This window comes from Nostoc sp. FACHB-133, assembly GCF_014698055.1.
In the GTDB taxonomy this organism is placed as follows: domain Bacteria; phylum Cyanobacteriota; class Cyanobacteriia; order Cyanobacteriales; family Nostocaceae; genus Nostoc.
Genome location: NZ_JACJSH010000029.1, coordinates 18,945 through 33,754, shown reverse-complemented (window position 1 = coordinate 33,754; position 14,810 = coordinate 18,945). Strand labels below are relative to the sequence as shown.

Sequence of the window (14,810 nt, the reverse complement as noted above, 5' to 3'; positions counted from 1 at the left end):
TAAAACGATGAACCAGGTAGACTACCTCCGCATTAGTTTAATAGATCGCTGTAATTTTCGTTGTCAATACTGTATGCCAGAGGGAGTAGAACTGGACTATATTCTCAAGCAACAGCTGTTAACTGATGAGGAGTTGCTCACCTTAATTAAAGAGGTATTTATTCCAGTAGGCTTTAATCGGTTTCGTTTGACAGGGGGTGAACCCTTATTGCGTCCGCGTGTGGTGGATTTGGTAAGTGCGATCGCAACTTTACCCCAAACTCAAGACCTCTCAATGACCACCAACGGGTTTTTGCTGGCTCCGATGGCACAAAACCTCTACAATGCTGGTCTGCGACGAATTAATATCAGTCTAGACTCTCTTGATCCTGACACTTTTAACCAAATTATCGGTAATCAGGGGCGTTCTCGTTGGCAACAAGTTTGGCATGGCATTCAAGCTGCCCACCACGTCGGATTCAACCCACTGAAGCTGAATGTGGTAGTGATTCCTGGTGTTAATGACCACGAAATTCTAGATTTAGCTGCTCTGACAATTGATAAACAGTGGCACGTTCGATTTATTGAGTTCATGCCTATTGGTAATGTGGATTTGTTTGGCGTTCGCGGTTGGGTATCTTCAGCCGATTTACGGCAACAAATCCGCGATCGCTGGGGCTTGACAGAATCTCAAGTTCGTGGTTTTGGCCCTGCTGAGGTCTTTAAAATTCCTGGTGCGAAGGGGACACTAGGATTTATTAGTCAGATGTCAGAATGTTTTTGTGATCGCTGTAACCGGATGCGCCTGAGTGCTGATGGCTGGCTGCGTCCCTGTTTATTGAATGAAACTGGTCAAATAGATTTAAAAACTGCTCTGCGTTCTGGCACTAGCACCACTCAATTACAAGAACAGGTGAGGCATTTGCTTGCAATGAAGCCAGAAATTAACTTTAAAGGGCGCGATTCTGGGATTGTCGGTACATATACCCGCACCATGTCACAAATTGGTGGTTAGTCATTTGTCCTTTGTCCTTTGTCATTTGTCCTTCGTCATTTGCTTAGACTAGTAGATTATGCGTATAGTCCTAAACTAATGACCAATGACCAATGACTAATGACTAAGGACAAATTACTATTACGCTTGTCGTGAGTAGTATTCCACCACAAGTAGTTCATTAACTTGTAGTGCCACCCATTCGCGCTCAATAACACTGTTGACTTTACCAACCAACTTATTTTTGTCAAACTCCAAATGACTGGGGAGGTTTGCCAAACCGGGATATTGCAAGTTAGCTTCCACCAACTTCCGTGATTGTGCCCGATCCCTGACTGCAATTACTTCTCCAGGACGGCATTGGTAGCTGGCAATATTCACCACGCGACCATTAACAGTTACGTGACCGTGATTTACCAGTTGACGAGCGGCTGGGATAGTCGGGGCTATACCCAAGCGGAAAACGGTATTATCCAAGCGCATTTCTAACAATTGCAGCAGCACTTGTCCGGTAGAACCGGTAACACGTCTGGCTTTCCGCACATAGCGGAGCAATTGTTTTTCAGTCAAACCGTAGTTGAAGCGGAGCTTTTGCTTTTCTTCTAGACGGATGGCATACTCAGAGCGTTTCTTACGGTTCTGACCATGCTGACCAGGTGGGTAAGCGCGTCTGGCGCTTTTACGAGTCAATCCTGGTAGGTCGCCTAAGCGACGGACAATTCTGAGGCGGGGCCCTCTATATCGGGACATGAGTTTCCTTAATCTAATCCTGTTTAAACTTTACCGAAACATTCCATTTTGACACTCCCCTAATTTTTAATCAGGGGATTCTTGGTTTTTTGAAGCTGCTTACCGAGATAAGACGTATCTCACCAAGGTAGACGCATCGATTTTTGCGCCAGTTGCTTTTAATCGGTAAAACCGACAAACTAGCCTCCAAGCCTGAATTCCGACCTGTCACGCCGTACTCCTGCCCATAAGTTTTTTGTTTTTATTTAGTTTCGTAGGCTACTCAATCATTAGATTGGTATACGCAGTATTCTTACTCTGAAATACTTTTTACGTTGCCTACTTATCTTTCAAACAGTTATAGTAACACAATTTTTGGCATAATTAATTATGTCTAAACTTTGCTCACGCTGAAATTATTGAATTACAGAGGATTTTTAAAATATTTGAGTTAGCATAACTTTGGGTGTTTGGAGAATGGCAATGTCAATGAGCAATAAAGCGGTTAATAGAGGTAAGAACAAACAAGCCAGTTCCACCTCCAGAAGTTTAATAGTACCAGTTTTGGCTATAGCTGGATGGTTGACAACGATCTTACCCAATCCAGCGATCGCTGCTTCCTACAGCAATGATTATAGTAACTGTGCAGGTCGTCTCCTAAAAGTGGGCGTAACGGCAGAAGCGGCATCACAAGCTTGTGCAGCTGCACTGCGTCCAACGGATTTGGCTGCTTGCGTGGTTAAAATTGATAAGGAAACCCAAATTGCTGCGACAGATGCACTTTCTTCTTGTAGGAAGGCCCGGCGACCTGAAGAGTTAGCAACTTGTGTAGTCGGTGTCAGTTTAAGTACTAAAGAAGAAGCTAATCCGGCAGTTTTAAATTACTGTGGACGTAGTTTGTTACCCGTGCGCTTTGGGCAGTGTGTGGTTGGCTTGCGTAGTCAAATCGATGTTCCTCCTGCTCAAGTCTTAGATACTTGTATTAGTGCTGATGATAGTGTTATCGGTGCTTCATCTTCAACACCACCAACCATCGTTCCTGCGGGATCAAGTATCGAGACTGTTCCATTTCCAACGCAACAGACTGTTCCTGCACAACCGACTATTCCAACGCAACCGACCGTTCCAACGCAACCCGGCGCTAATTAAACTACAGTGCTTTGTAATTGCTGAGAATATAGGTTAATTAGTAGGGTGGGCATTAGAACGCCCACCTTATTAGTCTGTCAAGTTTAAATTTATAGGTAAGCAAGTTCGTAGAGGGCTTACACAAAAAATAGTCCAAACCTATATTTTCTGGTAGACGAAACCTATATTTTCTGGTAGACGCAAAGCTTAGTCTACGAGTTCTACAATAGAGTACTTGTAGGATATTGCCCCTAGGTGTAGTTTTGAGTAAGTCCTATTGGAGTCAAAACTAGCTTGACTGAAGCAACAATATCTATATAATAAAATCCGTCATAATTGCTTTACGCTTGCAAATTATGCAAACTAAATACTTACAATACAAAAGTCACAAGCAGTTTTGTGACTTTTATACTATTAGTACAGTATGACAATGTAAATAAACCAATCATCCCCCTACTTTTAAGTAAGGGACACAAGCGGTGAAAAGCTTAGAAAGTAAGCTTTTTGAGTTTTGCGTAGTGCTATTAGTCTTCTTTTTCACCAAAAACCGTCTGTAAGACCACTGCAATCCCACCGTCTTGATGATATTTATCTGCCCAAGCACGGATAACTTCATCCAATTCTTCCATAGCTTGCTCCATTTTTTCTGGGAGAATATCAAGTTCTTCTAATAAGCGCATGGCATTTCGTCGCCGTTCTGCCCAATTTTTCATCATGCGGAAATACCGAGCGGTATCTTCTACCATGATGTAAGTGCGTTCTTGATCGTCTGCTGGGGCGTAAAAAGGACGAGTAAGTGCGTAGAAGGGCATTCCCCAAGGAGAATCTATGCGTGTTACTGTGCCTGAGTAGAGTAGACGACGCTTGATATGCTCACCCAAAGCTTCACTCAAAGGCATTTGGTGTTCGGTTGGCAAGTCTTCTTGCGATCGCCTGTGCAAAAACTCGATCAAATCCAGAAACTCAAAAGAGCTAACTAACTGGGCATCTGGTAAGTTACTTGGCAGTTTTTGCTCAATTTGTCTTTTTTCTTCACTTGTCAGACTTGTACCAGGTACGCGCGATCGCCCCGGTTGCCAAGGATACTTTTCTAGCCAGACGTAAGGCAATTGAATCAAATAGCGAGGTTCCTGAGAACCCAACATTTTTAACAGTTTGCCTTCTGTTAGCGCCTGTCTGACTTCTTCTACAATAATTTTTACTCGTTTCGGCTCTAAGTGGTGCAGATGCCCTGTCATCCGCAGGTTTTGTCCCTGCTCTAGATAGGTCATGTAAATTGCACACTTTGCTGCTGTTGCGGCTGCGTCTAAAAATGCCCCATGCCTGTGCCCACTCGTCCGCATGGCACTAAAAGCCAGATAAAGCATGATCTGATCCATCGCACTGGGGTCAAGACGTTTGATCAGATCTATGTCGTTACTCATATTACAGACAATTGAATAGCACGTTTACAGAGTTTTTAATCGATTGAGAATAAGGTAGTATACACCTGGCTGAAGCCGATTTTTCACTTCAGACTATATTAGTATGCGATAACCATGAAATCGGCGGTAGTGCAAACTACCATTTTCGCATATTTTCTAGTACACAGGCAGATTTAGTCGTTGTTACCATAACTGTCTCTGCATCTGACTGGAAAATTATAGATATCACTAAGTCCAGCTTGACGGCGGTTGACTTCCCAAAAGTTAACTGTGTTGCAAATAATCTACAAAGCTTTTAACTTCTCTGGGATTATTCTCATCTTTCAAGAGTAACAAGATCAAACTGCTTATACCTAATTATGGCACTATGCCGACTCGGAGTAAAAACTAGTTTGCGCAGTTCATCTGGGGTATTTGTTACTCGAAAAAGATGCTTTATATTCAGCTTTGGTGAATTATTTGTAGTACACAGGTGGTCGGAGATAGTTGGGAGTAATCTCAAAAGCAACCGCTTACCAGGTGTAGCAACATTCAGAGGTTGAGCCAAACGGCTCGTTGGGAACTATCATTTCGTTCACAACCTCCTATGATGTCTCGGCAGTATAAGCCGTTGGCTTGAGGGAAGATAGTAGACATCAAGTAGATCAATTAATTCCAATTTTAAAGTACCTATTGTTCTTTCAAATATCGCTTTTTATCATACCATTGTTTTTTGATTTTGGAATAAAATTATGCATTTTAAAGTTTATAAAATATGAGTATTTAAATATTTTATATTCTGACTAAATCAAGGTTTGATGATATTTCTCTTTTGACTCTTAAATATAAATCTGATTGATCTTTTGGTGTTGATGATTTGACACAGAAAGCTGCGATTGATTCAGACTGAATCGCATAGCCATGAGGCTTTTTGGCTCGTGTTAATCAACGGAAAATTAGTTAATAGGCATATATATAATAAAACATATTGGATTCACTCTGATGATTATTTAGAAATTGTTTTTCAATGGAATTATATTTTTTTCATGAAAGAATTTTAAAATTCCATGATTTAACTAATTCATCGGCTACTTGAAAGTAGCTTTTGATGTCGCTGTTTTATATGCTTGAGAGACTGTAATTGCGTAGATAGTTGTTACTAAAAAAAGACAAGAATCCGCATAAGACTACGATATCAGCCTTTTTCTCTAAGTATCTAGGCGATACCTACGGTGGGCTACGCCTACGCAGACTAAGTTGACGAGGACACAAAGGCATTAATAAAGATACCATCTCGTCAACCTCAAAAACATACAAACGAGGCATTTTGAATTCTGCCTTACTCGCAGGGCTTTTCGTAGGATAAAAGGACTGGCTGTTTTATGAGCGCGATCGCTCCATATATTCATGTACCTTAAAAAACGGGTTACTCTCAACCCTTCTACTACTTTTTCATCTTCTAGTTCCAAAATATGCTGCAATGGTCTTCACTCCTTGCAAATTTCCTGTTTGAGCAAGTACTTGCGCTCAATTGCTTGAGTCAGTACTACTCGTACTGCTTATATATACGTGTTTTCCCTATCTGTATCAGGCTAAATTGCTAAAAATATATTACAAGTCAAGTTATTTTGATTACTCTTCGCTCAACTAGAGCGGTTCTCAATTGCATGGAATACATACTTAATCACCGGATTTTGTAAATTTTGTAGGTTGGTTGAGCGTAAGCATTACCCGACAAAGCCTTAATAATGTTGGGTTTCGTTCCTCAACCCAACCTACCGGTGTCCCATTAAATTTGAGAGATAAGAGAACAAACCGCGATCGCGCAACGTCTCGCAGAGAAGGAAGAAGGGAAGAAGAGAAATTGAAAAATTTATCTACTCATCAAAATTAATGACATGAACCACTACGCCAGTTTTACTTTTTAGCCTTAACCCAAGCGTATTGTATTAAGTATTATCTGCAATACTGCTCGGGTTTTGGATTTTTAACTCGGAATTGGGTTTGGGGAAAAGGTTAAAGGTTTTTTCTTTCCCCTTTCCCCCGCCCCTTATCCCCAGAGGGGGCCCCACCTTCCCCATTTTCCCCTTAACCGACAAGTATTGGTATTATCTGCACCTATCCGGCAGTCCTAAATCAACCGTGAAAACTTAAAGATCCCCGAATTCTAAAAAGAATTCGGGGATCTTGGGCGGATTAGCGTCAGGATTGATGGTGAAAGTGATAGAAGGTAAACTAGCACCCATTACACCCAAACTGATTAAACTCGCCATTTAATTCGTGTTACTGGAGGGTTTAACCTGATTTCGCATCGTTTCTAGGCTGAAAGCAGCAGCGCCAAAGGTTACTAACAACACTCCCAGAATTTGCACAATCTCTAAATTTTCTTGAATGATTAACCCAGCAAAAATCACGGTTAAAACTGGGATGCTACCACCGATAATTGCCGATCGCGAAGCACCTAATTTACTGATACCAACATTGTTCAGCAAATAACCAGCAAGAGTCAGCACACCCAAGATAAATGCGCTTAAAACCAGTTCTAGCATCTTAGAGGAGTCAAAAACTATCAAGTTCCAATTGCTTGGCAAAGGTAGCATCAAGCAGATAAAACTCAACAACAACATGGTAGCGAAGTTAATTAAGGTAAAAGTCACGGGATGCAGCTTGCTAGCACATACCCGCGTCAGAATTATGTAGGCAGCAAAAGCTACGCCCGAAAGAATTGCGGTGCTGCCTCCTAGTGAAGGATTACCGATACTGCTGTTGGGAGAACCTCCTAAAACTAACAATTCACCGCAGCAAATGACAGCGATCGCACCGAAACGGAATGTGGTGGGGCGATCGCGGAACAGAAACCACGACAATAACCCACTAACCATCGGGTAGATAAAGAACAGTGCGATCGCCATTCCAGTTGTGACTTGAGCGATCGCAATGTAGATTAGCACCTGAGACAAGAACAAAAAGCACCCACTCACAACCGACAATAGCAAAATCCGCTTGGTAGCTGTATTAGCAGCTGTGGGATTTCCTCGCACTGAAGCGGCCAAGTTTTCTAAATCTTGCCATAATGTTGGATGCAACATAGGAGATAGCAATACCATCAGTGGTACCACTACCATAAACCGGAGCGTCAAAATCAACAGAGTATTGCCCAAAGTCGGCGGTAGCAAGCGTTCTACATCTACTACTCCAAAAATTTGGGAACCTTCGTGGAAAATCACCTTGATGGCTATGTTATAAAGCGACGATATCACTGCCGATGAGACAATCAACAAGAAACCGACTTGCAACTGCGAAAAACCGGAGGAATTACGCGATCGCGATTCTGGGGGTTTTGCTTCCGGTTGCGGCTCTAGTGCAGTCAAAGGTGGTGATTTGGGTTTGCTCTGCGACACTCTGCGGATCACAGAATTTGGTTCAGTAGCGTTTCTTCTTCGTAAAGGTTGAGGTTGTATTGCTTCCGGCTTTGGCACAGATACAATAGGAGGCTCTGATGTTGTTTCGCTTTCTGACAAATCCTTATTGAAGACAGAAATGGGTTCAGCAGCGTTTTCCTGCGATGGCGGAACTACAGGAGCAGTAGGCTCTGATGTCGTTTCTCTTTCCGACAAGTCTTTGATAGGAACAGAAATCGGGTTTGAGGTGTTTTCTCTAACAACAGGAGACTCTGATGTTGTTTCTCTTTCCGACAAGTCATTGCTAGGGATAGAAATCGGGTTCGCAGCGCTTTCTCTAACAATGGGAGGCTCTGATGTTATTTCTCTTTCCAACAAGTCTTTGATGGAGACAGAAATTGTGTTCGCAGTGTTTTCTCTAACAACGGGAGGCTCTAATGTGGTTTCTCTTTCTTCTAAAAATTGATCCGGGATCGCGGAAATTGGCTCAGAGGAATTTTTTACTACTTCGCTAAAGGTTGGCGGGGATGTTTCAGAAGGATTGTTTTTTTCTGGCTCAGTAAACTGCAAAACAGTAGGCGTACCTGCTGCTGGTTTGCGTGAAGTTTCTTCTATAGTTTTTTCTAGTTCTCCATGCAGGCGGTTAACAAACTCCGCCAAAATCGTTTCCCCTTGCTGTTGCTGGCTATACATCCGTGACAACTGTTGGGAAAGATTACTTTGATAGTTTTTTAGCTCCTGTTGTAGTGAGTTAAAAGTAACAGTAACGGTATCATCCAGGCTGTCAAACATGTGTTCGACTTTTTCGTTGATTTCACCTACTACATTGCTGCTCACTTCAGCGGACTTCAGCGCAGCTTGTTCGTAAGACTTACCCTCTATGCTTTGGTTCGCTAAATTTGCCAGAGAGGATTGCAGTTGTGAAGATATATGTTTTGCCAGAACTTCTGCCAGTTGACGAATTAAGACTTGCTGTTCGGTGATTTGGCGCACTTGTTGTAAATGCTCTTTTTCCTCTACCAAGCCTTGAATCTCATCGGATAACCGATTTTTTTCTGACTGAAGTCGCTTTACATCTTCCTGCAACGCTCTGAGGACATTCTGCTGAAGATTTTCTAAGTCTTCAACTACAGCCCAAAGAGCATTTTCTGCTGCTCTAGATAGCTCGCCTCTGACTCTTGGGTTTTCTGGTTGCTTCTCGAATCGCCCCATTAGCTTCTAACCTCTAACACCTTGACGATAAAGCTGCTTCCGGTACGCTTTATTGGCGCTCATCCTAATTTCCTGTATTTTGTCAGATAAATTAAAAATTTTAACAGCACTTCCGCATTTCAACGTAATTCTGTCATACTGAACACAACTTGGCAAAGCACCAAATATACCTTACTGCTTAATAATCAGTATTTTTTCAGCATTGATTAAGTATTTAGCCATTCGATTTTGGACTCCGGTTTTCCTCAGTCGAACGATTTTAGATTGTCGTATGGCTGTAACTAGCTTGAAATGACACCTTTTTTATTTTTGATCCGTTTCATGTACATCAATATAATATTTGCCAATGAGATTTTTACTTTTAAATAAATCTCACTCCAAATAAATATTTATTGTTTTGCTACCAATAGTAATTCTCAAAGACTTGTAGATGCGTGTGCTTAGAGGATGTTTAAAAAATCCTCTTCTTGCTAGCAAAACGTTTTAGATCCTCCTAAATCCCCCTTAAAAAGGGGGACTTTGATTCCGGTTTCCCTCCTTTTAAGGGGGGTTAGGGGGGATCAATAAGTGCCTAAAATCACAACTAACCACTTTTCAAACAACCTCTTAGGCGGAAAGTTATCTGCCTTGCGAAACTATTTGTAAATTTCTGTGGAATGTAACTTGTGTGACAGTTTATATCTCTAAATGGAGATTAAAGTATCTTTCTGTGGAAATTCAAAGTTACGCTATCCCCTGCACAACATTCTAATGAATGAGCAGCAATTCTGCAAAAACACGCTTTTTTGCTGTTCTTGCAGTCTAGGTTCTACTTTAAGTAGATTTAGTAGATGAAAAAGTTAGGAAAATATTAATAATTCTTAGAGAAATAAAATTCGGGCGATGCTAAAAATGGCAGCGCTAAGTAAAGCACTCACAGGGATTGTAATTAGCCACGCAGCAGCAATACCTTTTAGTGTTTGGAACTTAATCGACTTAATATTTTGCACTAGTCCAATACCAACTACACCGCCGACGAGAGCGTGGGATGTGGAGACTGGTAAACCTAGCCGGGAGGCGATGAGGATGGTGGTAGCAGTAGCAAGTTCGGCACAAAATCCACTACTAGGTTGCAAGGCAATGATGTTTTCGCCAATGGTGGCAATGACTTTTTTTCCCCAGACAGCTAAACCACCAACAATACCAGCACCACCAAGGATTAAAATCCAAAGGGGGATGGTAAGACCATCTGTAGGTACGCTGCCAGTGCGATTGATGTAAACGATCGCAGCTAAAGGAGCGATCGCATTTCCCACATCATTAGAACCATGAGCAAAGGCAACAAAGCAAGCACTTAGTAGCTGAAATCGACCGAATAATCTTTCTACGGGATTAGGAATTGGGGACTGGGGACTGGGGACTGGGGATTGGGGATTGGGAAACACTTCTTCAGTTTTTTGTAACTGTCGCCAACTAATGATTGTGAGTCCAACTGCTGTGATCGCACCCGTTAACAGTGGGATGTCGTAAGCGGGGATATTGAAACCAACTTGCTCAATTACAAAATTAGTTAGCGGTTCAGTCAGCGATGGCAATACAATCACGCCGAATACACCTAGCAGCGCAGTACTCAACCACGGAATCCATTCTTGTAATTGCACTACTTGATTGGGTTGATCTAAAATCCAGTGCTTGATTTGACTGTAAAATAAAGCAGCGATCGCACCACTAATTAACGGCGTTAAAACCCAGCCAATGCTAATTAAGCCAATTGATGCCCAATCAATTGCACCTACTCCTAAAGCTACCCAACTAAATCCTGCGATCGCACCAACAACGGCATGAGAAGATGAGACTGGTAAACCGCGTGATGTGGCAATTTGCAACCACACACCACAGGATATTAGTACCGTTACCATCCCAGTAACTAATATTTGGGGTGTAGCTGCGAAGAAGGCGGGATTAGCAATTTTCGTTGCGAGAGTTTCCGTTACCTCATGTCCAAACAACACAGCACCCGTAAACTCTAATACCCCAGCAATTATTAGCGCTTGTTTGAGAGTGACAGCTTTGGAACCGACAGAGGTTCCCATCGCATTAGCAACATCGTTTGCTCCGAGATTCCAGGCGACGTAGAAAGCTAGTAGAGCAACGAAAAGTAGGGTAATAAGCATTTTGTTGGGGACAAGAGGAAAGTGAGAGGGATGAGGATGAAACTTGAGTTTTTAGGGATTTCCAAGAAATAAATTATCCAAATAAACAAACCACAGAGACACAGAGAACACAGAGGAATAAGGAGGAGAGAGTTTTTTCGCCAGTTTTCTGAGTATTTTTTTATTTGGAAGTCCCTTAAGGGTAAACTTTGAACCTTTTAGCTTCGTCGTTGAACCTTTTAGCTTCGTCGTTGAACCTTTTAGCTTCATCGTCGAACCTTTTAGCTTCATCGTTGAACCTCTGAGCTTCGTCGTTGAACCTTTGAGCTTCGTCGTTGAACCTTTGAGCTTCGTCGTTGAACCTTTGAGCTTCGTCGTTGAACCTTTGAGCTTCATCGCTGAACCTTTGAGCTTCGTCGTTGAACCTTTGAGCTTCATCGTTGAACCTTTGAGCTTCATCGCTGAACCTCTGAGCTTCATCGTTGAACCTCTGAGCTTTAAAATTCTAGTTTTAACACTCCCCCATCTTCCTTTTACGGATAAATTAAGATTTTATAAGTATCCGGTGTGGGTGCGATCGCTTGCTCAACAGCTGCTGATAAATCTTTTAATGGATAGCGATCGCTAATCAACGCTTGTACGTCAATCCGCTGATTAAATACAATGTCAGCCGAAAGATTCTGAAGTCGATAAGATGAGCTATAACTGCCTATCAAGTCGATTTCCCGACGGTAGAGGATATTCGGGTTAATGGGAATTTCCACCTCATCAGGAAATTCGGCGAAAAATAAGATTTTACCGCCTTTGCGGGTACTATCAAGTGCTTGAAAGAAGGCTTTTTCACTGGGAACAGCCAGCAAAGTAACATCAACACCTAGCCCCCCAGTTAAGGCAGAGATTTTGGCAGGTAAATCGGGATCGCGTGCATCAAAAGCCGCCTCTGCACCGACACTCAAGGCTTTATCAATTCTAGAGGGTAGTAAATCGGTAGCGATCGCTTTTGCTCCGAAATACTTCACCAACATGATAAACATTAACCCAATTGGCCCCGCACCAGTAACTAATACAGTTTGTCCTGGAGCAACTTGAGCTTTTCTCACCGCCTTCAAGCAGCAGTTAGTTGGTTCTACAAAACTCGCTTCTTCAAAACTGATATTATCCGGGATGGGAATCAACCCACCATTTTCCACAATATGTCCAGGAACTTTGACATAATCGGCAAAACCGCCACCACTGGCGTTAAAGCCTGCGGTTGTGGAGATGTTTTTGTAAACATCGCACATAGAGAAATTATCATTTAGGCAGTAGGCGCAACGCATACAAGGGATGTGGTGCATCACTGCTACCCGTTGTCCAACTTGCCAATCTTTGACATTATTGCCTATAGCTGCGATCATGCCGGCAGTTTCATGTCCAAAAATGCGCGGCGGTTCATACAGTGGATAACGAATTTTCTTAATATCTGACTGACACAATCCCACAACCCGCACCTGTACCAGCACTTCATCTGGTTCCACAGTTGGAACTGGGATATCTTCGTAAGAAAGTTGATTAACGCCTCTAAATACCTGTGCTTTCACGCTAGTTTTTCCCCACTCAACGATACTAGATGTAACATTAGTGGTGAACTTTAAGCTATCAGATTTGAGATTTCTGTGTTTTAGCTCGATAGAATTTTACAGGCGTATATCAGTATTTCTTTGCTGAGTAAATCAAATAGCTTTCTAAGAGATAAGGGTGTATTAGGGCTTGCGTAACGCTGTATTATTTTTAAATATTTTCTCAATATTTTCTTCGAGACGCTAGCAATGACTATTCGCCATGCGACTGAAACTGACTTACCTGCAATTGTGGCAATTTATAATGCTGCAATTCCTAGCCGCATGGCAACTGCTGATTTAGAGCCAATATCTGTAGAAAGTCGCCTTCTTTGGTTTAAGGCGCGATCACCTTCACAACGCCCACTTTGGGTAATCGAAGTGGAGGAAGTAATTGCTGGATGGCTTAGTTTCCAACCCTTTTATGGGCGGCCCGCCTATAATAAGACTGCCGAAATTAGTATTTATATAGCCCCTCAATTTCATCGCTGTGGTTTGGGAAGACAACTATTAGGACAAGCAATTAGCGAAAGCCGTAGTTTGGGTTTAAATACCCTGTTGGGCTTTATTTTTGCCCACAATCAGCCTAGTTTAAACCTTTTTAAAACATTTGGTTTTCAACCTTGGGGACATTTACCTAAAGTTGCCGAAATTGACAGCCTTGAACGAGATTTAGTAATCATGGGACTTAGAATTCTTGACATTCCCACAGATTAAAAACGTAACCTGTCAATGATTGTGATTGAGTTTTCGTAAAGAGACATTTATTTTATAATCAGGAGTTTTTATTGTAATAAATTCTTTGTTTTAGCTAGTTTTAGCCAGTTGGGATATTCAGTCATTAGTAAATCATAAAGTTCTTGATCTGCTATACTTTCTGGATCTTGTAAACTGAAGAAATCTGAATTATCAACATAGCGATCGCTCATTTCATCCAACCGTTCTAAGAAGGTAAAATCACTTGTCTTTGCTTGAGATAACCAGCCTAAAATACCTTTACCCTTAGCATCCTTACGTGACTTGCCAATAGCCATAAATTGCCAAAAAATAGGTTCATAGGAAGACTCTTTAAGATACTGTTCTGTTTGTGGTTCGTCAGATGTTGCTCCATCTGTAACAAACATGATATAAACTGGTTGACTTAAGGGCGTAGTATTTTCTTGACCCGCTTTTTTAGATACTGGAAAATAAACTTTTCGAATCATATTGATAGCTTTACCATAGTAAGTACCACCTTCGAGCGGATACTGTTTTAGTAGATTTGGAATAAAATTTTTAAAATTTTCAATAGTCATTGCACCTACATTATGGGTTTCAACTCCGAATAGAAATATATCAATAGAGGCATTTTCATCAAAACGACATCCTAAAGCAAGAATTTTTTCAGCGAACCTCTGGATTTTACCTGTGCAATAGAGCGAACTCATTGAACCAGAGATATCAAGACAAAGTACAACCTTAGCTTTATGATTGGTCAGATTTACTTTTTGAAGTGATATATCTGCTTTTTTAGTAAGATTAAAAATATGTGGTGCTTCACGTTCAAGCTTTTTATCTAATACTATATTTTCTTGATTTTTATAGGCTTTTTTATCACTTTCTACTTTCGGATATTCTTGACTTTTTTCTTGTTTAGTCTCTCCAATATATTTATCTACAAAACGTTGTAGCCCAGAACTATATCCTTCTCCTACTGCTTGAAATCTCCATTCATTGTCCTTTTTATACAAGCGTCCAAATTCCAAAGATGTCTCTTGAGAAAAAGCCTCCCTTAAGTTATAACGAGCCAGAGAACTTTTGCTTTCGTGATTGTAAATCTTGATAAAGGCATTTTTTATTTGGCTAAAGTTTTGATTTTTTTCTTGCCCTTCATGAATAGTGACAACAAAAACTATTTCCTGAATAGCTGGGTTGACTTTTTCCAAATCAACATAAATAGTCTCGTCATCTCCATTACCCTCTCCAGTTCTATTATCTCCTGAGTGTTTTAAAGAACCATCGAGTGATTGCAGATTGTTGTAGAAAATGAAGTATTTTTCATCGGGTATTTTAGCATTCGCTTCTAACATAAATACGGAAGCATCAATATCATAATTTTGTCCAGCTTGATTTGTTTGCCAACCCAAGCCAATAGCTACTTTTTTTAAATTAGGAGCTTCTTTAGAAAGATTAAATCTACCACCTTTGCTTAATTCAATTTCCATTTCATATACATCCTATAAATTTAATTTTTG

Annotated in this window: 11 protein-coding genes; 3 read left to right on the top strand and 8 right to left on the bottom strand. The window is 41.2% G+C overall.

The window, feature by feature from the left end; translation table 11 throughout:
• Positions 1-7: 7 nt before the first annotated feature.
• Positions 8-994 carry a GTP 3',8-cyclase MoaA gene (moaA, locus tag H6G86_RS22295; protein WP_190936139.1) on the top strand — a complete coding sequence of 329 codons (987 nt, stop codon included), beginning with the start codon at positions 8-10 and terminating at the stop codon, positions 992-994.
• A gap of 120 nt (positions 995-1,114) precedes the next feature.
• Here the strand turns inward: moaA and rpsD are convergent, their stop codons facing one another.
• Entirely contained in the window at positions 1,115-1,723 is a 609-nt protein-coding gene (gene rpsD, locus H6G86_RS22290) for a 30S ribosomal protein S4 (RefSeq protein WP_012408407.1), read from the bottom strand.
• 456 nt (positions 1,724-2,179) lie between these two features.
• Here rpsD and H6G86_RS22285 point away from each other — a divergent pair, with 456 nt between their 5' ends.
• A complete protein-coding gene (locus H6G86_RS22285) occupies positions 2,180-2,851 on the top strand; it encodes a hypothetical protein (RefSeq protein ID WP_190936138.1) in 672 nt (223 codons plus the stop codon).
• A gap of 503 nt (positions 2,852-3,354) precedes the next feature.
• Here H6G86_RS22285 and hetR read toward each other — a convergent pair.
• From hetR to H6G86_RS22260, 6 genes are all read right to left on the bottom strand, one after another.
• The gene (gene hetR / locus H6G86_RS22280; protein WP_163930386.1) at positions 3,355-4,254 is read right to left on the bottom strand and encodes a heterocyst differentiation master regulator HetR; all 900 of its coding nucleotides are present in this window, start codon (positions 4,252-4,254) and stop codon (positions 3,355-3,357) included.
• Positions 4,255-6,383: 2,129 nt separating this feature from the next.
• Positions 6,384-6,506 (bottom strand): hypothetical protein, encoded by a 123-nt coding sequence (locus tag H6G86_RS39625; protein ID WP_275941784.1) that lies wholly within the window; start codon positions 6,504-6,506, stop codon positions 6,384-6,386.
• Positions 6,507-8,846: an EamA family transporter gene (locus H6G86_RS22275; RefSeq protein ID WP_190936137.1), complete on the bottom strand. Its 2,340-nt coding sequence runs from the start codon at positions 8,844-8,846 to the stop codon at positions 6,507-6,509.
• Between the two features lie 860 nt (positions 8,847-9,706).
• Positions 9,707-10,999 carry an inorganic phosphate transporter gene (locus tag H6G86_RS22270; RefSeq protein WP_190936136.1) on the bottom strand — a complete coding sequence of 431 codons (1,293 nt, stop codon included), beginning with the start codon at positions 10,997-10,999 and terminating at the stop codon, positions 9,707-9,709.
• Positions 11,000-11,050: 51 nt separating this feature from the next.
• On the bottom strand, positions 11,051-11,437 hold the full coding sequence (locus H6G86_RS22265) for a hypothetical protein (RefSeq protein ID WP_190936135.1): 387 nt from the start codon (positions 11,435-11,437) through the stop codon (positions 11,051-11,053).
• 74 nt (positions 11,438-11,511) lie between these two features.
• The gene (locus tag H6G86_RS22260) at positions 11,512-12,558 is read right to left on the bottom strand and encodes a zinc-dependent dehydrogenase (protein WP_190936134.1); all 1,047 of its coding nucleotides are present in this window, start codon (positions 12,556-12,558) and stop codon (positions 11,512-11,514) included.
• A gap of 228 nt (positions 12,559-12,786) precedes the next feature.
• Here H6G86_RS22260 and H6G86_RS22255 point away from each other — a divergent pair, with 228 nt between their 5' ends.
• Positions 12,787-13,293: a GNAT family N-acetyltransferase gene (locus tag H6G86_RS22255; protein ID WP_190936133.1), complete on the top strand. Its 507-nt coding sequence runs from the start codon at positions 12,787-12,789 to the stop codon at positions 13,291-13,293.
• 68 nt (positions 13,294-13,361) lie between these two features.
• Here the strand turns inward: H6G86_RS22255 and H6G86_RS22250 are convergent, their stop codons facing one another.
• Positions 13,362-14,780 carry a TerD family protein gene (locus H6G86_RS22250; RefSeq protein ID WP_190936132.1) on the bottom strand — a complete coding sequence of 473 codons (1,419 nt, stop codon included), beginning with the start codon at positions 14,778-14,780 and terminating at the stop codon, positions 13,362-13,364.
• Between the last annotated feature and the right edge of the window lie 30 nt (positions 14,781-14,810).